The sequence below is a fragment of the Bacillus sp. MYb209 genome (genome assembly GCF_002975175.1).
Classification (GTDB): Bacteria; Bacillota; Bacilli; order Bacillales; family Bacillaceae_G; genus Bacillus_A.
Genome location: NZ_PCNZ01000002.1, coordinates 84,544 through 106,209, shown reverse-complemented (window position 1 = coordinate 106,209; position 21,666 = coordinate 84,544). Strand labels below are relative to the sequence as shown.

The following is a 21,666-nucleotide window of genomic DNA, read 5'->3' as shown; positions in this document are numbered from 1 at the left end:
GGCATTTGATTGTTATCCATTATCGGCATCATGTTTGGCATTTGATTGTTATCCATTATCGGCATTATATTTGGCATTTGATTGTTATCCATTATTGACATTATGTTCGGTACTTGAATATTAGGCGGTATTGCTTGCGGGATCATAACACTTTCTTTTGATACGTTTGGTGAGACTATGTTCCCTACATTCTCTTTCTTCACTTGCGGCGACACTATATTCCCTACATTTTCTTTTTTCACTTGCGGCGACACTATGCTTCCTACATTTTCTTTTTTCACTTGCGGCGACACTATATTCCCTACATTTTCTTTTTTCACTTGCGGCGACACTATGCTTCCTACATTTTCTTTTTTCACTTGCGGCGACACTATATTCCCTACATTTTCTTTTTTCACTTGCGGCGACACTATGCTTCCTACATTTTCTTTTTTCACTTGCGGCGACACTATATTCCCTACATTTTCTTTTTTCACTTGCGGCGACACTATATTCCCTACATTTTCTTTCTTTACTTGCGGTGAGACTATATTCCCTACATTTTCTTTCTTTACTTGTGGTGAGACTATGTTCCCTACATTCTCTTTCTTCACTTGCGGTGAGACTATGTTCCCTACATTCTCTTTTTTCGTTTGCGGAGAAATGACGTTGTTAGGTTTCATTTTATTAATTTGAGGAGCAATTAACTCGCTTCCCTTTTTTATTACATCTGAAATTTTATATTCTTTTTTCGCTTTAATTGGTGGTTGCGGTGGCTGTGGCAATACATTAATGGAAAATTTAGTGTTCTCCTTCGTAGTTGGCTTTTGTTTTTCTATAACAGATGGTTTTTGAATAACTGAAGGTTTTTCAACTGGTTTCTCTTTTTGTACTTCTTTTTGTGGCTGCACCTGTACTTCTTTTTGTGGTTTCACTTGCATTTCTTTTTGCGGCTTCACCTGTATTTCTTTTTGCGGTTTTACCTGCATTTCTTTTTGCGGCTTCACCTGTATTTCTTTTTGCGGTTTTACCTGCATTTCTTTTTGCGGCTTCACCTGTATTTCTTTTTGCGGTTTTACCTGCATTTCTTTTTGCGGCTTCACCTGTATTTCTTTTTGCGGTTTTACCTGCATTTCTTTTTGCGGCTTTACCTGCATTTCTTTTTGCGGCTTTACCTGCATTTCTTTTTGTGTTTGTTGCATAGCTGGTTGCTGTGTAATAGGTGCTGATTGGTACGTAATTTCATCTTCATCTTCTATTCCAAGTGGAGTTGGTGTTGATGAAAACTCTTTTTGCTGTACCTCTTTTACATATTGTTTCGGGGGCGCTGAACCCGATCCAGTCTGTTGTTTCACATGAACGCTATTCGATGGCACTTTAATTTTCATCCCTGGCATAATTAGGTCTGGATTGCTAAGCTGTGTATTTGTTTTTTTTAGCGTCTCAAAATCCACTCCGTACTTTTTTGCAATTTTCCAAAGGGTCTCCCCTTTTTGCACGATATGAATTTTCAAATTTTCCCCCTCCTGTATAACTTATCTATAAGTAAAAAACACTTTGAAGTAACACTTTCTAAACAACATTAACTTCTTTTACTTTTATCACTTCTTCTATTTTCAATATGATTTGAAGTGGAATAAGCATAGAAAAATCGCAATGATTTCCTCAACACAATGTATGCCTCTTTCATTCTTGTTATGATTATATGTACGAAAAAAAGCAACGGAAATTCCGCTGCTTTAAACACGCTCTAACATACGATTTAATGCAAGAACTGCCTCTTCTGTTACTTGATTCTCTACACGAATAACGTTAATTTGTTCTCCTCTTTCTATGTTCTCAAGTGCCCATAATAGGTGAGGTAAGTCAATTCGGTTCATTGTTAAACAAGGACACATAAACGGATTTAGCGAAATAATTTCTTTATCAGGATGTTGCTGAATAATTCGGTTCACTAAATTCATCTCTGTACCAATCGCCCACTTACTTCCCGCTGGAGCAGCTTCAATCATATCAATGATATATTTCGTTGATCCTGCATAATCGGAAGCGGCAACAACTTCATAACAACATTCAGGGTGAACAATAATATTCATATCCGGATGATTTTTTCGCACATTTTTGATATTTTTCACAGTGAAATTTTGATGAACAGAACAATGGCCTTTCCATAAAATCACTTGAATTTCTTCTATATCTCCATCGTACTCTAACGAATCTGTATGCGGGTTCCACACTGCCATTTTTTCTAACGGAATACCTAAATCATACGCTGTATTTCTTCCTAAATGTTGGTCTGGTAAAAAGACGAGACGCTCTTTTTGTGTAAACGCCCAAGACACCATTTGTTTTGCATTAGAAGAAGTTACTGTTGCCCCTCCATTACGACCACAAAACGCTTTGATCGCAGCTGTTGAATTTACATATGTTAATGGAATCATCGTATCCCCAAATAATTTCGTGAGCTCTTTCCACGCTCTTTCTGTTTGTTCAATATCTGCCATATCTGCCATAGAACAGCCGGCACGCATATCTGGTAAGATGACAATTTGATCATCTGTCGTTAACATATCTGCCGTTTCTGCCATAAAGTGCACACCACAAAACACAATATATTTTGCCTCTTTATTACTCGCTGCAACTTGCGCGAGTTGAAGTGAGTCCCCTGCTGCATCTGAAAATTGCACCACTTCATCTTTTTGATAATGATGTCCTGGAATAAATAGTAATGCCCCCGTTTTTTCTTTAATTTCACGGACACGCTCTTCCATCTCTAATGTAGACATCGTTTGATAACGCTCTGGTAACCTTCCTTCGATTGGCTGAACTTTCTCTAAAATACCCATTTATGATTCTCCCCCTCTAAACCACTCTCATTAAGCCTCAATATTAAAACTAATATCAAGTGCCTTCACTGAATGTGTTAACACTCCAAGTGAAATATAATCTACCCCGGTTTTTCCGTATCTTGATAAATCTTCAATTGTAATACCACCTGAAGCCTCCGTAACGATGGCACTTGGTACAATTTTTGAAAACTCACGAATCTCTTCTGGCGTACGATTATCGAACATAATAACATCTGCGCCGGCCTCTACTGCTTCTCTTACTTGCGCCTCTGTCTCTGTTTCGACTTCTACTTTCACCATATGTCCCAATCTTTCTTTCACCGATGTAACAGCTTTTGTAATCAAGCCAGCAAAAGCAATATGATTGTCTTTAATCATGACACCATCATATAAACCGAATCTGTGGTTAAATCCGCCCCCGCATACTACCGCATATTTATCAAACATACGTAGTCCTGGCATCGTTTTTCTCGTATCACAAATGCGTGTATGACTGCTATCTAAAGCAAAAACCGCCTTACGTGTCATCGTCGCTATCCCGCTCATACGCTGAATAACGTTTAATATAACCCGCTCTGCCGTTAATAATGATGCGATTGGGCCTTGCACGGTTGCAATTATTTCGCCTTTTTCTACAAGATCCCCATCTTTTTTATGAAGTTCAACTTCAATTCTCTGATCAATTAATTTAAATCCTTCTTCAATTACTAAGCGCCCTGCAAATACGCCTGTATCCTTTACAAGAAACGTTCCTTTCGCAAGTGCATTATCGGGAAAGATAAGCTGAGATGTTACATCTCTTTCTCCTATATCTTCTAGAAAAAATCGATTTAATGCTTCCTTAACTTTTAACGTATTCATAAAACCCCTCTTCCCCTTATTAAACAAGTTGTAGTTTTCTTCTCACTCGAATAATCTCTTTTTCCACGCTGTTTCTTTCTGGATAATCAATGCGATAATGACCACCAATACTGTCTTCTCTTTGCAAAGCTGATACTGTTATAAGCTCACAAACTGTTAACATATTAATAAGCGTTATCTCTTCATTTGTAAGTGCATCATATTGTAATATCATATTTAGCACACCGTACCTACTAAACCATCTCTTAACATATGATAAATTTTTCTCAGTTCGCACAATCCCAACATGCTTCATCATGTATTCTTGTATTTCTTCTTTCAACGGTAAATCATTAAGAGCTATAAAACTTTTCCCTCTCTCTTCCAGAACATTTTTTCTTTCCTCTGCTGGTTTAGCTAAAATGTGTTTTCCTATTCGTCTTCCAAACACAAGACCTTCTAATAATGAATTACTCGCCAATCTATTCGCACCATGAACTCCATTACAAGCCACTTCACCGACCGCATATAAGTTTGAAATGGACGTCTCTCCTTCACAATTCGTCTTCACGCCGCCCATATGAAAATGAGCACCCGGTACGACCGGAATAGAATTTTCTTTTATATCAATACCATTCTTTTTACATAATGATGAGACGGTCGGAAAACGTTGTTCAAAGTTTTGAATGGTTTCGATGTTTAAGTACACTTTTTCACCCGCAAGAAGTTGTTCATGAATAGCCCTTGCCACTACATCACGCGGTGCGAGATCTTTCCCGGGATGTATATCCATCATAAAACGCTGTCCTTTTCCATTTATAAGGACAGCTCCTTCACCACGGACTGCTTCAGAAACGAGACCACAACATCGCCCGTCCACGTATAACATCGTCGGATGAAATTGTATAAATTCTAAATCAACAAGTTCTCCCCCAGCTCGATATATCATCGCAAGTCCATCGCCTGTAATTGTCTCATCATTCGATGTAAAGGCGTACAAACCACCTATTCCTCCTGATGCTAACACCGTATTATCAGCATAGTAACGCTTCAGCTTCCCTTCACTATTTCGCGTTAAAGCCCCTATACATTTATTATTTTCTATAATAAAATCGAGCACCATTTCATGCTCAACGACAGTAACGTTCGGAACTACTTCTTGTATTAAATGCTCTAATAGATTTTTACCAGTTGCATCTCCTCCCGCATGTAAAATACGTCGTTTTCGATGCGCTCCTTCTTTGCCAAGGTGGAGCCCTTTTTCATCCCCATCAAATTTCATTCCATTTGTAATAAGCTTACTTATTTCTTTCGGCCCCTCTTCAACTAAATAACGAACTGCTTCTTCGTTGTTATAATGGCAACCTGCCACTAATGTATCTTCAAAATGCCCACTCGGATCGTCATATGTAGCAACAGCTGCTGCAATTCCTCCTTGAGCTAAATGTGTATTGTTATTACGTCCTGTTTTTTTTGTGATAATCATCACATTCTTTTCGTGACAAAGCTCTTTCGCAACACGAAGCGCTGCAACGCCGCTCCCGATAATCAAGACATCTGCACTTGGCATAATTGTTGCCTCCTACTTTACACTTTTCAACTGTCTTGACACCTATATTTACATAGTTTTAAAATAATGACAAGAGTTTTTTTACAATTCTTATTTTCACTACCCTTCTAAAAACGAAAACAAATGTCACTCTTACTGAAGAGAGGAAATTACATGATGATATATCTAGATTATGCAGCGACAACACCTATGAGCGAAGAAGCTTTAGAAACATATATACAAGCAACAAAAACATATTTCGGAAATGAACAAAGTTTACACGATATCGGCGGAAGTGCATCATCTTTATTACAAGTTTGTAGGGAAACATTTGCAGAAATGATTAGGGGTAAGGAACAAGGTGTATTCTTTACAAGCGGCGGTTCAGAATCTAACTACCTTGCGATTCAATCCCTTCTAAATGCTAGAAATGGAAAGCACATTATTACGACACCTATGGAACACGCATCGATTCGAAGTTATTTTCAATCCTTACAATCGCAAGGTTATACTATTACTGAGATTCCTGTTGATAAAAGTGGGATAATTCATTTAATAGATTTAGAAGCAGCTATTACAGAAGATACTGCTCTAGCAAGTATACAGCACGGAAACTCTGAAATCGGGACCGTTCAAAACATTGCAGAAATCGGAGCACTTTTAAAAAAATATAATGTTTTATTTCATTCGGATTGTGTTCAAACATTTGGTAAACTTCCAATAGACGTTACAGCGATGGAGATCGATAGTCTCTCTGTTTCAGCCCATAAAATATACGGACCAAAAGGAGTTGGAGCTTGTTATATAAATCCACAAGTTCGCTGGGAACAAGTATTTCCGGGAACTTCTCATGAAAAAGGCTTTCGCCCTGGTACAGTGAACGTTCCTGGAATCGCTGCTTTTTTAACAGCCGCAGAGCATATATTAAATAATCAAAAGGAAGAGAGCTTTCGTTTTAAACAATTACGATCCTATTTTTTAGAGCAATTACAAACACTTCCTCTAGAAATTGAAGTGAAAGGACATTCTACTTCTTGTTTACCACATATTATTGGGGTTACAATAAAAGGAATAGAAGGTCAGTATACAATGTTAGAATGTAACCGTCATGGTATAGCCATTTCAACTGGAAGTGCTTGCCAAGTCGGTAATCAAGACCCTTCAAAAACAATGCTTGCAATTGGAAAAACGTATGAAGAGGCAAAACAATATGTCCGCTTTTCATTTGGACATCAAACAACGAAAGAACAAATTGATACAACTATTCATGCACTACACACAATTGGAAATCAATTTTATAGAGGTGTTAAATCATAATGAAACAAAATGATCAAAAAAAGATTTTAGGCGAAGAAAGACGACAACTCATCCTCAAGTGGCTTCTTGCTGCAAATGATCCGTTATCTGGGAATGAGCTATCTAAAAAGACAAACGTAAGTAGGCAAGTTATCGTTCAAGACATTTCCTTACTAAAAGCACGAAATGAACCAATTATTGCGACTGCACAAGGGTATTTATATTTAAAACCACAAACAAGACAACAAGCTTTCGAACGCGTAATCGTATGCCAACATAAACCGGCAGAAGTACGTCAAGAGCTTACCATGTTAGTTGACCACGGCGTTACGATTAAAGACGTAAAAGTTGAGCATCCTGTATACGGCGACTTAACAGCATCGATTATGGTAAGTAATCGCTTTGATGTAGAGCAATATTTACAAAAAATCGAAAACACAAATGCTTCCTATCTTTCGCAACTAACAGATGGTATTCACTTACATACAATTGAAGCAGATTCTAAGGAGAAATTAGATGCGGCTTGTGATGCACTAGACCGCGCTGGATTTCTCGTTTATTAATGTAAAGCACAGAGGTTTTCATCATTCTCTGTGCTTTTTTAATGATATAATATTGTAATCAATTGTAAAGGAGATCAAATATGGGAATTGAACTCGTTCACTTTAGCACCGGTAAACCGAAACAAATGAAATATAACGAAGATAAAGAAATGATCACTGGTATATGTAAAGAGCCTATAGAAGAAGCTTTCCTCTCAAAGGATGGATTCCTTGGTGATGATGTAGCCGATTTAAAACATCACGGTGGACCTGACCGCGCTGTTTGTATTTATCCGTATGAACATTACTCACTATGGGAAGAAGAATTTCAAACAACACTTCCAGCTTCCACATTTGGCGAAAACATTACAGTAACAAATATGTTAGAACGTGATATTTGCATCGGAGATACATATCAATTAGGCGACGCGATCATTCAAGTAACACAAGCTCGAGTACCTTGTAGTACGATTTCAAAACGTCTTGGCATTCCTGGTATTTTGCCACGTATTGTAGCAACTGGATATACTGGATACTTATGCCGAGTTCTACAAGAAGGTACCGTGCGTAAAGATTCTAAAATCACATTATTAGAGCGTCATCCAAGCAATGTATCTGTTCTTTTCTCTAACGAAATATATTTTCATAATAGAAAAGATAAAGTTGGCCTTGAAAAAATTCTTGAGGTTCCAGAACTAGCTGATGTTTGGCGTGGGCAGTTAGCGGATCGTCTTGCGAAGTTAAAATAAAAAATCCCACCCTTTGCAGGTGGGATTTTATTTATCACTACAACCAATAAGAAGAATAACTCCCCAGAACAGTAACAGAAAAACCGAGTGCTTCAAGTTCCATCGTTACACCTGGCAATAATACGTCATCGTATGCTTTATCGACATCGATTAAGAAAAAGTAATTTCCAAGACCTGTTTTCATAGGGCGAGATTCGATTTTTGATAAGTTTAATTTTCTCCATGCGAAAGCTGATAACACTTGATATAGCGCTCCTGCATAATCCGCAGGTAACGTTATCATAAGCGTCGTTTTCTCTCCGCGATTTTCTCCGTTGTTTGGGAGTACTGCTTTCTTTTTCTTATGCAGAACAAGGAAACGCGTATGGTTGTTTTTATGCGTATGAATGTCACGTCTTACAACTGTTAATCCGTACTTTTCTGCCGCTGCTTCATTTGCAATGGCGGCAACTTTTTCTTCAGAATGTTCTTTCACATATTGCGCAGCAGCGCTTGTTGATGTCATATCTCGAACTGTTACGCCTTTTAATTCCTCATTTAAAAATTTATGACACTGTGCAATGGCATGCGGATGAGAATGTACAGCGTATACTTCTTTCCACACTTCTTCGTACTGTGGGTGTACAAGTAAATGTTGCTGAATTGGTACCGTAATTTCTCCTACAATGGAAAGTGGTTGCTCATGTACGAGATAGTCAACTGTTATATTAACTGAACCTTCTATGGCGTTTTCTAATGGTACAACTGCGAAATCTACATTTTCATTTGCAGCTGCATCAATACAATCAGGAATCGTTCGATACGGTACATGCTCTGCTTCCGGAAAAAAACGACTCACCGCCATATTTGTAAATGTTGCCTCTGGTCCTAAATATCCTACTCGAATCATCGTCTTTTCCCCTCTTTTTCGTTTTCTTACTGTTATACCATAATTTTTTATATTCTTCTATGTAAATTTCGAATATTTAAAAAATACTAGTCTTCACTAGTCTATATGTTTTCTATATTCTCTTTGAGCGAAGAAGAAATAGATGATACATGCAGAAATATAAAACAGAATGAACAAGCCTACTTTTCTTAATGAACCGTCCATAAAGACAGTATTATGAAACGTATATAACGCAACAGCACTATGCATACTCCCTACTATAATTGGCGCAAAAAATAGCATACACAATTGCCAACGAGAAATCTTCCACACTTCTTCCTTCGTCATTCCAAGTTTAGAGAGTGCCCCGTACTGCTTACGATCCGATGCAATATTATGAAACCATTTAAAATATACGATGCTACATGAAGTAAGGAAGAATAATATACTAATGAATGAGCCTACAAATAGAGTTATATCACCGAACTCTTTCATATTCACATATAACTCCATATTACTTCGAAACGCATCATTCGTATCTTGTTTCATATGTTTCCGTAAATCTGCATTTAATCCTTTCGTATTTTCGATATTTGGCAATGTGTAGCCTCTATATATCATTTTTTCAGAATCCGGAATTGTATTTGCTATACTGTCAAAATCTTCATCATTCATGACGAAAAACAGACCATTAATGTACGCGGGGTGATAGTTAAATTGTACCCCTTCTTTCTGACCGTTAAATGCGAATGGATACGTTTGATTCATTACTTGTAATTGAATCTCTTTTTGATTATATACATTTGGATGATTGCGTTTATTATAATAAACAAGCGTAACTGTTCCTTTTTTAGGATGATACGTTTTCTGTTTTTGTTTTCGCGCCTCTTGATTGTATTCACTTTCCTTCATAAGCGGTGCCACTTCTGTTTCTCCCTTATTGGACTGAAAAGATGCATACACTCCAACAAAACTCATATATTGAAAATCATCATATCCATATTGATGCAGTAATTTTTCAACCGCACCTTCCTCAAAGACTTCATGAGTAGAAGTACCTTTTTCTATGTACGAAAATGAGTGTACTCCTCCGTCCCGCCACATATCTTGCATACTAGAAAAATATAAGAACACTGTACCTGTTGCAGTAACTACAAACGTCGTTGCCATAGACAGCATGAAGAAAAAGCGACCATTTTCCTTCATTCGATGTGATAATTGATTCACTATAAACAAATACGGATATGTATACATAATCTTTTTATTTCGTTTTATCATTTCTAATATTTGTGTAACGCCGTGTGTAAATGAGAAATACGTTCCAAAAGAAATTAATATAACAACAGGAAAAAAGTATAATGCTATCGTTGGCATCGTCACTTGTAGCGCTAGCGTATACCCCACCCCTAAACAAACAAAACCAAATAAACAAAGCCACTTTGATGTTTTCGCTTCTCTTTTATCCGTACGAAATTCTTTTAATAACCGAATGATTTTTATATTCCATATACGTAAAGCACTTATAAAAGATAAGAAAATAAATACGACCATATATGTAACAAAAGTCACACCAATCGCTCTCACGTCAAATATGACAGGGAGTTCTTTCGGAAGGCGAAGTAACATGCTAAATACCATAAAAAAGAGTTTCAAAAAGATCATTCCAAGCCCAATACCGAAAATATTAGCGAAAATCCCAATTAATATTTGCTCGGTCATAATCACTCCTATTACGTTAGATTTCGTTGCTCCCATTAACATATATAGTCCTAATTCTTTCTTACGTGCTTCTATGAAAATAGAAGTAGCATACAAAATAAATACGACGAAAAAAGAAATAATTATAATGTTACATATGATAAGTCCCCAGCGTACATTTTGATACCACATTGTCTCTTGCATATACGGATGTACAATAACAGACATGTATGCAAAAGACGCAAATATTGCAAAACAACTACTTAAGAAAAACACTTTATAATTACGCCAATTCCCCTTTATATTTTGCATCGCTAGTTGCCTAATGTTCATCTACCGTCCTCCTGTAACTTACTACATAGGTAAAAAGCTAGAGGTTTCCCTAGCTTTTTACGTGTTTTAAATATCCTCTTTGAGCGATCATAAAGTAAATGGCAGAAGCTAAAATATATGCTCCAATTACAATCGCACCTGATTTCCATAAATCAATATAAAGCATTTTCCCTAACGTATGAAGGGCAAATCCACTATGAATTGTACCGATTAAAATTGGGATAAAGAAGATAACACCCATTTGTCGAATTGCAATTTTACGAATTTCTTTATCTGTCATACCAATTCTTTTTAATGACTTAAATTGAATACGATCTTGTTCTTTATCATTAAACCATTTAAAGTATGTCATGCTACAAGCGAAGAAGAAGAACAGTACTGCTACGAAGAAACCGATGAACATTGTAATCGCTCCGGATTCTCTTATATCTTTATAAGCAAACACTGAATTTTTCAGTTCTCCTTGCTTTTCTGGCGCAATTTCCTTTTTTAAATCTAGCACAAGATTTTCGGTACTTTTCCAATCTTCAATATAACAACCATAATATTTCGTCTTTTCTCCGTCTGGTACGAGCTTTGCATATTTCTCAAAATCTTGATCATTCACAATAAGATATTCGTCATCATTAAAAACAGAATATGAAGTTGGTTCATTTAACTGCACAGACTGTTTTTGCCCATTAATTGCAATTTCATATGGCTTCGTACGATCTATCTTCACTAGATCATTTGTCATATCACTCATGATCATCGTCGCACTACCTGGTGCATTATGAACTTCTCTAACTTCTTCCCTTTTTTGTTTGCGTACTTCCGCATTATATTCTTTCTCTGAAACAATCGCTGTTGGCACTTCATGTTCACTGTTAAAGAACGTTATTTTCTGCGTTGCAGGTAGTTTTACGTAGTTTATTTTTCGTGCATCTTCAAACCCATTCTTTTTTAATAATCCTTGTACTTTTTCCTCGTCAATAATGGTATGCGTATTTATACCCTTTTCTTCATATGAAATAGCATGTGGCGTAAGGTCTACCGTTTTCGCACTCATATTTTCAAAATATACATAAAGCGTACCAACTGCTGAAGAAACAACTGCTGTAATGATAGAAATGACAAATAGAAAACGAGCATTATCTTTCATTTTATAAATAAGATTGCTAAGTACAAACATATTTGGATACGTATAAAAAGATTGTTTTCTTTTTTGCAATGCTTTTAATACGACTGTACTACCTTGCGTAAATAGTAAATACGTTCCGCCAATCGTCAGTCCTACAATTGGTAAGAAATACATAATAAAATTCATAATTGTTACTTGGAAACAGAGTATATACGCCGCAATAATACAGCCTATACCGACTACACCTAACCATGTAAATGCAAAAGGCTCTACTTTTTGTTTTCTTGCTTCTCTTAATAAATCAATAATTTGCAAGCGCCCTACTGTCCAAACACTAAACAATGATAGGATTAAAAAGAGGATAAAATATACGCCAGCTGTAATAAGAACTGCTTTTCCATTCCACACAAGCGGCAGTGTTTTATCAATTTTTAGTAAGACACTGAGTGCTTGGAAGAAAAGTTTTGAACAAAGCATTCCAATCCCAATACCTACTACAATTGCAATACTACCTAACATCAGTTGCTCTAATATAATCATTCGGCCAAGTTGTGCCTTCGTTCCACCTATTAATGTTAATAAACCGAATTCTTTTTTTCTTGCTCGTAAAAACGTTGAATTTGCATATAAAATAAAGAGTGCTGAGAAGATGACTACAATATAATTCATCGATTCTAATCCTTTTGTAATCATCGTCCTCATACTAATATTACCGCTTACGACATCTGGATGATAAATGAAGGAAGCATACATGAAAAATACTACGATCGATAAACAACTACTAATAAGGAATGCTTTATAATTACGCCAATTTCCTTTTACGTTATTAAGCGCGAGCTGGCGAAAGTTCATGATATTCTCCTCCTAACATCGCAAGTACGTCTAAAATTTCTTGGAAAAAGGCTTGCTTCGTTCTCCCTTTATGGATTTCCGAGAAAATTTCTCCATCGCGTATGAAAAGAATACGTTCGCAATAGCTAGCTGCTACCGGATCGTGCGTTACCATTGCAATTGTCACTTTCTTTTGCTCATGTAAATCTTGAAGTGCTCCCATTAATGATTTAGCTGACTTAGAATCTAAGTTTCCAGTTGGCTCATCTGCTAAAATTAACGTTGGTTCATGAATAATCGCCCTTGCAGCAGCTGCACGTTGTTGTTGTCCGCCTGATACTTCGTATACTTTTTTATTTAAAATTTCTTCGATGTTTAAAAACCTCGCAATTTCAAGTACTTTCGCATCAATTTCTTTTACAGATTTCTTCGCCATTACAAGCGGCAAAATAATATTTTCTTTAATGGATAACGTATCAAGTAAGTTGAAATCTTGGAAAATGAATCCTAAATGTGTACGGCGAAATTCCGCCAATTTTGCAGCACGCATTTGATTAATTTCTTCACCATTTACAAGTACATGACCTGAAGTTTGCTTATCAATTGTCGCTAATAAATTTAAAAGCGTTGTTTTACCACTCCCTGAAGGCCCCATAATTCCTACAAATTCGCCTTCTTCAATTTTAAAATTTATATCATTTAAAGCAGTCGTCGCTACTGAACCTTTCGATTGGTACACCTTCGTTAACCCTTTTACTTCAAGAACACTCATTTCTAATCCCCCTATGTGTTTTCTTCTTACATTTACTATAAGAAAAATAAGAAAAAGAAACGAGTGATTTCCCTTACAAAACGTTTTGTTATCTTACAATTTTGTCATTTTTCTCATTAATGTATGATATTCTTCATCTTTTGCAAATTGGAACGTAAATGTTGTCCCTTCATCTTCTGTTGATTGTACATAAATTCCATGATGTAAATTACCGCAAATTTCCTTCGTAATATATAAACCCATTCCAGTTGCTTCCCTCGTTTTACGGCCGTTTACTCCCGTAAAGAACGGATCAAATATACGCTTTACATCTTGCTCTGGAATACCAATTCCATTATCTCGAATATGCAGTAACACCTTTTGATCCTTCTCTTCAATTTGAAATTGAATTTCTTTTTTCTCTGCTTCTGAAATTTTTGTATACTTAATTGCATTTACAACAATTTGACCTATAGCAATACTCAGCCATTTTCTATCAGATGCAACCATACAAGTATCTTCTTCAAACATCACTTTCGGAAATACAGAAGATTGAATGAAAGACTTTCTATTTTCATTAATAATATCTCGAATGACATCTATAACATTTACTACTTCTACTTTATAGTCTTTTGAAAACTGATCTAACCTCGCCATATGTAACGCTAAATCTAACCCATTTAAAATACGGTTATTTTCTTCACGAATACTTTCAATCGTTCTCCTTGCTTCACGGTGTTCCTTACCATATTTCTGTAACAATAATTCAATAACGGATACTGGTGTTTTCATTTGATGAATCCATTGGTTCATAAATATCATTTGCTGTTGTTCTTTTGCATGCTGTTTATGAACTTCATTCATATATTGCTGTCTTAGCAACGTAAAAGACTCAACGACCATCTCTTGCTCTACCGTATACGAAGTATCAATAAGTAAAGAATCATGTAATGTATTTCCGCCAGCAACATATTTTTCGATTCTCTTTAAAAACACACTTCGTTTTCGGTAATCGTAAATGAGGTATACAGTAAACACAACTGTCCCTAATAACAGTCCGTATAACCACGTACTCCAATCAATTGATCTTTTTTCTAAAAGACTTTGTAACTGCAATACGAGTCCAAATAAACAAAGGCTTACAATATAAGAAAGAATTAAAGAAAAGCGGTCTATGAGGTAACTTTTAGCCTTCATGCCCTTCGCCCCACTCTGTAAGAAGCGCATAACCGTATCCACGTTTCGTTACAATTGCATTTTTAATACCTAACTCCTCTAATTTCTTCCTTACACGCTTTACATTCACAGTTAATGTATTATCATCAACAAAAGCTACTTCATCCCATAAGGCCTCTAACAGCTCTTCACGTGTCACGTATTGATTCGCTTGTTTCATTAAACATTCTAATAAATAAAATTCATTTTTTGTAAGTTCAGTTTGTTGCCCTTTCCACTCTACTGTGTGCTGTGATGGAAATAATAACAATCCATTAACACCTAAACAATCACTTTCCGCGGCCAAAGCATACTCACCATACCCGCGGCGAAGTGCACTCTTCACCTTTGCCATTACGATATCTAAATGGAACGGCTTTGTAATATAATCATCCCCGCCATTCTCAATCGCCATCACTTGATCCATTTCCCCTGTCCTTGCAGAAACGAAAATAATTGGCGCATTCGATACAATGCGGATTTGGCGGCACCAGTAGAAGCCATCAAAGTATGGTAAATTAATATCAAGTAACACAAGATGAGGACTTACTTTTACAAACTCATCTTTTATATGCCGTAAATCGCTTACTCTGAAAGATTGATATCCATACCTTTCTAAATGCTCCTCTAATATTTCTGCAATTTTTTCATCATCTTCTACAATTAATATTTTATACATGTTCCTTTTCTCCCCATAAAATATTCTCCTAAAGTCACTTCTTTTTCTATTATAAATTGAAACTTTAATCAATGGGGATTTTTTCCTATATCGACTTATGGTTCACCTATGCGAATCGGATCTTTACTGGACTCAAATAGCGAAAAAAAAAGACCGCCATATTTCGGCAGTCTTAATCGATAAATTCAAATTGATATTCAAGAATTTTTACAATATCTCCATCTTGAGCACCACGTGCACGAAGGGCTTCATCGATACCCATACCACGCATTTGACGAGCAAATCGACGTACAGATTCATCACGTGAGAAGTCTGTCATCTTGAATGTTTTCTCAATGTCATAACCAGAAATGACAAATGTACCATCACTTTCGCGTGTAATTTCAAAATTAGCTTCAGATTCAAATTTGTACATTACACTTGCTTCAGATTCTTCTACATCATCGTACATTGGGAATTCTGGTGTTGTTTCTAACAAGTTCGCTACTTCAAATAGCAAGTCACGAACACCTTGTTTCGCTACAGCTGAGATTGGGAAGATTTTTACTTCGTCTCCCACTTTCTCTTTAAATCCTTGTAAGTTTTCTTCTGCATCTGGCATATCCATTTTGTTTGCAACAACAACTTGTGGACGCTCAGTTAAACGCATATTGTATTCTTTTAGTTCATTATTGATTGTGACATAATCTTCATATGGGTCACGTCCTTCTAAACCAGACATATCAATAACATGCACAATAACACGTGTACGCTCGATATGACGTAAGAATTGGTGTCCAAGTCCGACACCGGAATGTGCCCCCTCAATTAGTCCAGGAAGGTCAGCCATAACGAAACTGCGGTTATCACTAGTTTCAACAACACCAAGATTCGGAACGATTGTTGTAAAGTGATATTCTGCAATTTTCGGACGCGCTGATGATACAACAGATAATAATGTAGATTTACCTACACTTGGGAATCCAACAAGTCCAACATCTGCTAGCACTTTAAGTTCTAGAATGACATCACGTTCTTGACCTGGTTCCCCGTTCTCAGCGATTTCAGGCGCTGGATTCGTTGCTGTTGCGAAACGTGAGTTACCACGGCCACCACGGCCACCTCTTGCGATTACAGCTGTTTGTTCATGTGTTACTAAATCGGCAAGAATTTGACCTGTTTTTTCATCTTTCACTATTGTTCCTGGTGGAACCTTTACGATTAAATCTTCAGATTTACGACCGTGCTGACCTTTACTCATTCCGTGCTGACCGCGATCAGCTTTGAAATGACGTTGGTAGCGGAAGTCCATTAATGTACGTAAGCCTTCCTCAACAACAAAAACAACATCTGCACCTTTACCACCGTCGCCACCTGCTGGGCCACCTTTTGGAACATACTTCTCACGACGATACGCAACCATTCCGTTACCACCGTCGCCGCCTTTTACATATATCTTGACCTGATCTACAAACATTATCTCACCACACTTTTTTCGATTAGTTGTAATACAACCGAGACTTCTTCGTCTCGTACTGCATAAGAAATGGAATACCATTTATTGTTTTGGTTCGCAAGCCAGTTCTGTAGTTCTTCTACATTCGTTAGCTTTCCACGAAAATCAAAAAAGAAACGAGCATTATCCGCGTCACATTCAATTGTGATACAAACATAATTTTCAACATATACGTCTAAACTATGCTGAAGCATTAAGAAAAATTGATTCGTCCATGTACATACAGTCTCATCGATATGAGATAAGTTATGTAATTCTCCTAATACTTCGTACTCCAATAAGCACGGTTGCTGTTTCCAATTATATGTTAAAATCCACTCTGAAAATAAAGGCATTGATAGCCCTATCAGATTGGATTCTTGTCTGGCTTCTTGGACAAAACGATCGATGAGCCTATGAATCTCTTCCACTTTTCCAAGGGAAAGATTTCCTTTAACCATCTGCAAACGATTGAGCCAATCATGTCTTGAATGGCGCAACGCATCTATAATTGTCCATTTTTCATTCATTTAGATACCCCTTAATATAGAAAAACTCTAACCTGCACTCAGGTTAGAGTTTTCCGTGAGTTCTTATGCTTCTTGAGCAACAGGATATACGCTCACTTGTTTGCGGTCACGACCAAGACGCTCAAAGCGTACTACGCCGTCAACTTTCGCGTATAAAGTGTCATCGCCACCACGACCAACGTTAACACCTGGATAAATTTTTGTACCGCGTTGACGGTAAAGAATTGAACCACCTGAAACCGTTTGACCATCTGCGCGTTTAGCACCAAGACGTTTTGACTGAGAGTCACGACCGTTCTTTGTACTACCTACACCTTTCTTAGATGCGAAAAACTGAAGATCTAATCTTAACATACGTTACACCTCCTGCACTTTTTCTATTAAACGGATATACTTTCCGTAATCAAGTTCAATCGTCTTAAGCGAAACAACCAATCCTTCTAAAAGTATCTGTGCTTTTTCTGCTGCATGAACGTCTAAATCATTAGGCAATTCATACGTTAAGAATCCGCCATCACTTCCGAGTTCAATAGTTGCCTGCACTTTACAAAGTTCTTCCACTGCATTTATAGAACCAAACACGACCGCTGTAGTTCCAGCACAGACAAGGTCTTGTCCATGTGGCGCATAATTGGCATGTCCAGTCATTTTAAATGATTGGATACTTCCTAGTTTCGTGCGACTTATCGTAATCTTAATCATCTTAACCAGAATTAAGCGTTGATAGCTTCAACTACTAGCTTAGTGTAAGGTTGACGATGACCTTGTTTCTTACGATTGTTCTTTTTCGCTTTGTATTTGAAAACGATGATTTTCTTAGCGCGACCTTGTTTTTCAACTTTCGCAGTAACTGTTGCACCTTCTACAACTGGGCTACCAACTTTCACGTTTTCGCCACCAACGAAAAGAACTTTGTCAAAAGTAACAGTTTCACCAGCTTCAACATCTAATTTTTCAATGTAGATTGCTTGACCAGCTTCAACTTTAATTTGTTTTCCACCTGTTTCGATAATTGCGTACATACTTGCACCTCCTCTTAATTACTAAGACTCGCCAAAAACGAGGTAGACATAAAATGCCTTTAAGGAACCTGTCTTGTGCGGTTGTAGCATATAGCAGTTTAGGTGCTATAAACTATAACATAAAGATGTTACCATGAATCATTGACTATTGTCAATGAATGTTCTGCTAACTATTTTTTCCGTTCTACAATTTCTTTCTTACTTCCAAAACGGATAATAGCGTACTTTTCGATAATATCATCTTTGAAATAAATTTCAACTGGAATATTTTTTTGTAATTCTTTTTGTAAAAAATGTTTTTGCAAAATTTTTGGTGCAGCGATTAATACTGCTTCATCTTCTATATTGCCATATGTAATTAACTCTCTCTCTAGCTCATATGCAATTGTTTCATAAGACATAACATACCCCGTCGCTTTACAAGGTACACATTCTTCTAATAATACGTCACGTAACGAATGCTTCTTACGTTTTCGCGTCATCTCTAAAATACCTAACTCTGTAAACCCAAGCACTCTTGTATATGTGCGATCATCTTGCATAGCAGCTATGAGGCGTTCTCTTACCTTCTCTTTATCTTCCCGTCTTTTCATATTAATAAAATCAATTAATATCATCCCGCCAATATCACGAAGTCTTAATTGACGAGCAATCTCTTCAGCAGCCATTTCATTTGTGCGAAATACGGTATCTTGTAAATTTTGTTTTCCAGTAAATTTACCTGTATTCACATCAATTACAGTCATCGTCTCCATTTGTTCTACAATTAGATAGGCACCATTTGGTAGCCACACAATTTTTTGAAGTGCTTTCTCGATTTCACGATCTATTCCAAAATGGTTAAACATCGAAGATTTTTCATTATAAAAGGATACTCTTTCTTTCCCTACTTTTTCTTCTAATTCTTTTACTATACTTCTCGTATCTACAACTACTTTTTCAATCGTTTCAATTGGGTTCTCCTGAAATACACGATCTAAAAACGTCGCTGGTTGATGAAGTAGTAAGGGCGCCTTCCCTTGATCTTCTTTTCTTTTTAACTCTTCATATAACTGCTGCAACCCTTGCATTTCGGCTTGTATTTCTTCAATTTCTCCTTTTTCAGAAGCAGAACGGAAAATGTATCCACCCGTTCCTTCTACTTCAATTTCGAGTAACTGTTGTCTTCTTTTATTATTTTTTATTTTCCGAGAAACAGCGCGCATGTCATCATACGGCATGTAAACGACATATTTTCCGGTAAATTCTATATTCGCTGTTAATTTTGGCCCTTTCGTATCAATTGCCTCTTTCACAACTTGTACAAGTATCGCCTGCCCTTCATGTATGCGATATGAAGATGGTACATCATCATACGAAAGATATGCATGTTTTTCTAATCCGATATTTACAAAGGCTGCGTTCATCCCAGCAATTGTTCTTACGATACGCCCAACATAAATATGTCCGACAATCTCCTGCTCTTCATTCCGTTTCCATAAAAGCTCGACAATTTTTTGTTTCTCTTCTATCGCAACACGCTTTTCCAAACCAGTGTAATTAATATATAACGTCTTCAAAATTATTTCCTCACTTTTCACTTCTTTTCCTTACAATATAAAAGGTTAGTGTCGTCGTCAACACTAACCAATTAATTCTTCAATAGATGAAGTTGTTCGTTTTTCAGCAAAATACGCATACAACAATTCATTTTCGTCCAATGTGTAATGCTCTTTATATTTTCCATGGACGATAATAGAGTGCTTATATCCTCTGCGAAATTTTGTGAAAATCGTATATAAATGATCTTCCGTTTTCACCTCAATAGGTGCTATTTTTTCAATATCTCTTTTATTCCCATAATAACGTTCTAATAAAAAACGCATAAATGCGTACCGTCTTTGTTTCCATTCTTGATATAAAGAAATCGCTAGAAAAACGAGTAATACCCACATCATAATGTTATTACTATTCCAAAGTAACTGCCATCCTAATATTACACTAAAAAAAACACATGACAATTTCATCATCTTTTCATGTGCTTGTAAATAGGGAAAACGATATGATAATACATTAAATAATACTTTTCCGCCATCAAGTGGCCAAATAGGCAATAAATTAAACCCTAAAATAATGACATTATTCCATACAAAGAAATGGTACAAATCATCAGTTACCCAGCCTGCTTGATACAAAATGTAAGCGACCGCAATCATCCATATATGCTGAATTGGCCCCGCCATAACGACAATTAATTCTTCTTTTAACGATTTATTCCCATGTTCCTCCATCTCAACTACGCCACCAAACGGCAAAAGCTGAATTTGTTTAATACGCCAATTATAATACGCTGCGGCAAAAGCATGCCCAAGTTCATGAATGAGAACGATACAAAATAACAATAGTAACTCTTTAAAACGCGCCGTAAAAATACCAATGACAATAATAACCCAAAACAACGGATGCACAGAAATTTTCGTGAAAACATCTCTATATTTAATCAAATGAAATCACCTGAATAGGATCAATAAATTTTTCATTCTTTTTCATCGCAAAATAAAATTTACCGTTTTTATTATTTTCGTCACTATTCACCGTTCCGATTTTTTGTTTTTTCGAAACGTAATCATATAACTTCACTGACATATCGTTTAAATTTCCGTACCAAGACTCCGTGCCATCAGCGTGCTGAATTTGAACTGTATTTCCAAGTTCCTCTTTCTTGCCCGCAAAAACAACTATACCTTCATTTACTGACTCCACAGTTGCATTTGTAGCCGTTTGAACAAATACACCCTGGCCGTTTTTTTGAAATCCTTGCATCACCTTTCCAGAGGCAGGAATCGCATAATCCTTTTGCTGAATAGCCTCTTCTTTTTTCTCATTTGGAGAAAAGAACACGAGAGGTTTTCCAAACTGATTTTCATACCATTTCGATATAGTAGCAAATTGAAATTCTTCTTGCATAACTTTTTCTGTAACAGCTCTAGTACCATCAAAAGAAGAAGGTGCGTTCTTAAATAAAATAGCAACTGAAAGAACTAATATTGCTGATAGCAAAACTTTGAAGAGAAAAACTTCTTTTCGAAATAGAGGATGAAATTCCTTCTCCCCCTCTTCAATAAAGACCGTTTCGCTATCAAAATCTCCTCCCGCAAAATACCGCTCTTCTTCTAGCAATTCTTGCTCTGCTTTCCTTTTCGCAATCCGCTTTTTAATTTCTTCCACTCTTCTATTCTTCATACGGTCTCCTTTCTTTCGTTAGCCTTATTCAAATAGAAACAGTTATATACAGTTTGTACATATGTATGAGTTATAGAAGGAAGATATTCATGCGAAGAAAAAAGAAAGCACTCCGCATT

The 21,666-nt window shown here is 36.6% G+C and carries 20 protein-coding genes, 1 pseudogene and 1 other annotated feature; of the genes and pseudogenes, 3 read left to right on the top strand and 18 right to left on the bottom strand.

All coding sequences use genetic code 11. The features are described 5' to 3' along the window. Window positions 1-1,336: 1,336 nt before the first annotated feature. From safA to nadB, 4 genes and pseudogenes are all read right to left on the bottom strand, one after another. Window positions 1,337-1,493 (bottom strand): annotated as a pseudogene (gene safA / locus CQZ94_RS32330) (SafA/ExsA family spore coat assembly protein); the annotation flags it as partial. Between the two features lie 225 nt (window positions 1,494-1,718). Next, window positions 1,719-2,825 (bottom strand): quinolinate synthase NadA, encoded by a 1,107-nt coding sequence (nadA, locus tag CQZ94_RS04080; RefSeq protein ID WP_105584389.1) that lies wholly within the window; start codon window positions 2,823-2,825, stop codon window positions 1,719-1,721. A 30-nt stretch (window positions 2,826-2,855) separates the two neighbouring features. Beyond that, entirely contained in the window at window positions 2,856-3,689 is an 834-nt protein-coding gene (nadC, locus tag CQZ94_RS04075) for a carboxylating nicotinate-nucleotide diphosphorylase (RefSeq protein WP_105584388.1), read from the bottom strand. Window positions 3,690-3,708: 19 nt separating this feature from the next. Then, window positions 3,709-5,238 (bottom strand): L-aspartate oxidase, encoded by a 1,530-nt coding sequence (gene nadB / locus CQZ94_RS04070; RefSeq protein WP_105584387.1) that lies wholly within the window; start codon window positions 5,236-5,238, stop codon window positions 3,709-3,711. 153 nt (window positions 5,239-5,391) lie between these two features. On the opposite strand from nadB, the gene CQZ94_RS04065 reads away from it, so the two are divergent. The 3 genes from CQZ94_RS04065 to CQZ94_RS04055 all read left to right on the top strand — a co-directional run bounded on the left by CQZ94_RS04065 (window position 5,392) and on the right by CQZ94_RS04055 (window position 7,804). Next, the gene (locus CQZ94_RS04065) at window positions 5,392-6,534 is read left to right on the top strand and encodes an IscS subfamily cysteine desulfurase (protein WP_105584386.1); all 1,143 of its coding nucleotides are present in this window, start codon (window positions 5,392-5,394) and stop codon (window positions 6,532-6,534) included. Beyond that, window positions 6,534-7,076, top strand: coding sequence for a transcription repressor NadR (locus CQZ94_RS04060; protein ID WP_105584385.1), 543 nt, complete (start codon window positions 6,534-6,536; stop codon window positions 7,074-7,076). Before CQZ94_RS04065 ends, CQZ94_RS04060 begins: the two co-directional genes overlap by 1 nt. An 80-nt stretch (window positions 7,077-7,156) precedes the next feature. After that, window positions 7,157-7,804, top strand: a complete 648-nt coding sequence (locus CQZ94_RS04055; protein ID WP_105584384.1) for an MOSC domain-containing protein — start codon at window positions 7,157-7,159, stop codon at window positions 7,802-7,804. 37 nt (window positions 7,805-7,841) lie between these two features. Here CQZ94_RS04055 and pheA read toward each other — a convergent pair whose 3' ends face one another. From pheA to CQZ94_RS03985, 14 genes are all read right to left on the bottom strand, one after another. Further along, complete coding sequence (pheA, locus tag CQZ94_RS04050) at window positions 7,842-8,693, bottom strand: prephenate dehydratase (RefSeq protein ID WP_105584383.1); 852 nt, start codon at window positions 8,691-8,693, stop codon at window positions 7,842-7,844. A gap of 96 nt (window positions 8,694-8,789) precedes the next feature. Then, on the bottom strand, window positions 8,790-10,703 hold the full coding sequence (locus CQZ94_RS04045; protein ID WP_105584382.1) for an ABC transporter permease: 1,914 nt from the start codon (window positions 10,701-10,703) through the stop codon (window positions 8,790-8,792). A 49-nt stretch (window positions 10,704-10,752) separates the two neighbouring features. After that, window positions 10,753-12,675 carry an ABC transporter permease gene (locus tag CQZ94_RS04040; RefSeq protein WP_105584381.1) on the bottom strand — a complete coding sequence of 641 codons (1,923 nt, stop codon included), beginning with the start codon at window positions 12,673-12,675 and terminating at the stop codon, window positions 10,753-10,755. Next, a complete protein-coding gene (locus CQZ94_RS04035; RefSeq protein WP_002015381.1) occupies window positions 12,650-13,426 on the bottom strand; it encodes an ABC transporter ATP-binding protein in 777 nt (258 codons plus the stop codon). The genes CQZ94_RS04040 and CQZ94_RS04035 overlap by 26 nt, the downstream gene beginning before the upstream one ends. Before the next feature lie 93 nt (window positions 13,427-13,519). After that, window positions 13,520-14,602, bottom strand: coding sequence for a HAMP domain-containing histidine kinase (locus CQZ94_RS04030; RefSeq protein ID WP_142395746.1), 1,083 nt, complete (start codon window positions 14,600-14,602; stop codon window positions 13,520-13,522). Continuing rightward, window positions 14,592-15,299, bottom strand: coding sequence for a response regulator transcription factor (locus CQZ94_RS04025; RefSeq protein WP_002112034.1), 708 nt, complete (start codon window positions 15,297-15,299; stop codon window positions 14,592-14,594). Before CQZ94_RS04025 ends, CQZ94_RS04030 begins: the two co-directional genes overlap by 11 nt. A 172-nt stretch (window positions 15,300-15,471) precedes the next feature. After that, window positions 15,472-16,755 (bottom strand): GTPase ObgE, encoded by a 1,284-nt coding sequence (gene obgE, locus CQZ94_RS04020; protein WP_105584379.1) that lies wholly within the window; start codon window positions 16,753-16,755, stop codon window positions 15,472-15,474. Then, window positions 16,755-17,303 (bottom strand): sporulation initiation phosphotransferase B, encoded by a 549-nt coding sequence (locus tag CQZ94_RS04015; protein ID WP_105584378.1) that lies wholly within the window; start codon window positions 17,301-17,303, stop codon window positions 16,755-16,757. The genes obgE and CQZ94_RS04015 overlap by 1 nt, the downstream gene beginning before the upstream one ends. A gap of 63 nt (window positions 17,304-17,366) precedes the next feature. Then, window positions 17,367-17,657, bottom strand: coding sequence for a 50S ribosomal protein L27 (gene rpmA / locus CQZ94_RS04010; protein ID WP_000944957.1), 291 nt, complete (start codon window positions 17,655-17,657; stop codon window positions 17,367-17,369). Window positions 17,658-17,660: 3 nt separating this feature from the next. Beyond that, window positions 17,661-18,005 carry a ribosomal-processing cysteine protease Prp gene (locus tag CQZ94_RS04005; protein WP_070144990.1) on the bottom strand — a complete coding sequence of 115 codons (345 nt, stop codon included), beginning with the start codon at window positions 18,003-18,005 and terminating at the stop codon, window positions 17,661-17,663. Window positions 18,006-18,016: 11 nt separating this feature from the next. Next, on the bottom strand, window positions 18,017-18,325 hold the full coding sequence (rplU, locus tag CQZ94_RS04000) for a 50S ribosomal protein L21 (RefSeq protein ID WP_000270907.1): 309 nt from the start codon (window positions 18,323-18,325) through the stop codon (window positions 18,017-18,019). Between the two features lie 14 nt (window positions 18,326-18,339). After that, window positions 18,340-18,418, bottom strand: a sequence feature (ribosomal protein L21 leader region). Between the two features lie 77 nt (window positions 18,419-18,495). Beyond that, window positions 18,496-19,884: an Rne/Rng family ribonuclease gene (locus CQZ94_RS03995; RefSeq protein WP_105584377.1), complete on the bottom strand. Its 1,389-nt coding sequence runs from the start codon at window positions 19,882-19,884 to the stop codon at window positions 18,496-18,498. A gap of 63 nt (window positions 19,885-19,947) precedes the next feature. Beyond that, window positions 19,948-20,808, bottom strand: coding sequence for a M50 family metallopeptidase (locus tag CQZ94_RS03990; protein WP_105584376.1), 861 nt, complete (start codon window positions 20,806-20,808; stop codon window positions 19,948-19,950). Then, window positions 20,801-21,547 carry a M23 family metallopeptidase gene (locus CQZ94_RS03985; RefSeq protein ID WP_105584375.1) on the bottom strand — a complete coding sequence of 249 codons (747 nt, stop codon included), beginning with the start codon at window positions 21,545-21,547 and terminating at the stop codon, window positions 20,801-20,803. The genes CQZ94_RS03990 and CQZ94_RS03985 overlap by 8 nt, the downstream gene beginning before the upstream one ends. Window positions 21,548-21,666 lie beyond the last annotated feature (119 nt).

Coding starts and splice junctions, on each gene's coding strand:
- nadC (WP_105584388.1), bottom strand. CDS start 3,689: ATGAATACGTTAAAAGTTAAGGAAGCATTAAATCGATTTTTTCTAGAA.
- CQZ94_RS04065 (WP_105584386.1), top strand. CDS start 5,392: ATGATGATATATCTAGATTATGCAGCGACAACACCTATGAGCGAAGAA.
- nadA (WP_105584389.1), bottom strand. CDS start 2,825: ATGGGTATTTTAGAGAAAGTTCAGCCAATCGAAGGAAGGTTACCAGAG.
- CQZ94_RS03985 (WP_105584375.1), bottom strand. CDS start 21,547: ATGAAGAATAGAAGAGTGGAAGAAATTAAAAAGCGGATTGCGAAAAGG.
- CQZ94_RS04030 (WP_142395746.1), bottom strand. CDS start 14,602: ATGAAGGCTAAAAGTTACCTCATAGACCGCTTTTCTTTAATTCTTTCT.
- CQZ94_RS04060 (WP_105584385.1), top strand. CDS start 6,534: ATGAAACAAAATGATCAAAAAAAGATTTTAGGCGAAGAAAGACGACAA.
- rpmA (WP_000944957.1), bottom strand. CDS start 17,657: ATGTTAAGATTAGATCTTCAGTTTTTCGCATCTAAGAAAGGTGTAGGT.
- nadB (WP_105584387.1), bottom strand. CDS start 5,238: ATGCCAAGTGCAGATGTCTTGATTATCGGGAGCGGCGTTGCAGCGCTT.
- pheA (WP_105584383.1), bottom strand. CDS start 8,693: ATGATTCGAGTAGGATATTTAGGACCAGAGGCAACATTTACAAATATG.
- rplU (WP_000270907.1), bottom strand. CDS start 18,325: ATGTACGCAATTATCGAAACAGGTGGAAAACAAATTAAAGTTGAAGCT.
- CQZ94_RS04055 (WP_105584384.1), top strand. CDS start 7,157: ATGGGAATTGAACTCGTTCACTTTAGCACCGGTAAACCGAAACAAATG.
- CQZ94_RS04025 (WP_002112034.1), bottom strand. CDS start 15,299: ATGTATAAAATATTAATTGTAGAAGATGATGAAAAAATTGCAGAAATA.
- CQZ94_RS04035 (WP_002015381.1), bottom strand. CDS start 13,426: ATGAGTGTTCTTGAAGTAAAAGGGTTAACGAAGGTGTACCAATCGAAA.
- CQZ94_RS04005 (WP_070144990.1), bottom strand. CDS start 18,005: ATGATTAAGATTACGATAAGTCGCACGAAACTAGGAAGTATCCAATCA.
- CQZ94_RS04015 (WP_105584378.1), bottom strand. CDS start 17,303: ATGAATGAAAAATGGACAATTATAGATGCGTTGCGCCATTCAAGACAT.
- CQZ94_RS04045 (WP_105584382.1), bottom strand. CDS start 10,703: ATGAACATTAGGCAACTAGCGATGCAAAATATAAAGGGGAATTGGCGT.
- CQZ94_RS04040 (WP_105584381.1), bottom strand. CDS start 12,675: ATGAACTTTCGCCAGCTCGCGCTTAATAACGTAAAAGGAAATTGGCGT.
- obgE (WP_105584379.1), bottom strand. CDS start 16,755: ATGTTTGTAGATCAGGTCAAGATATATGTAAAAGGCGGCGACGGTGGT.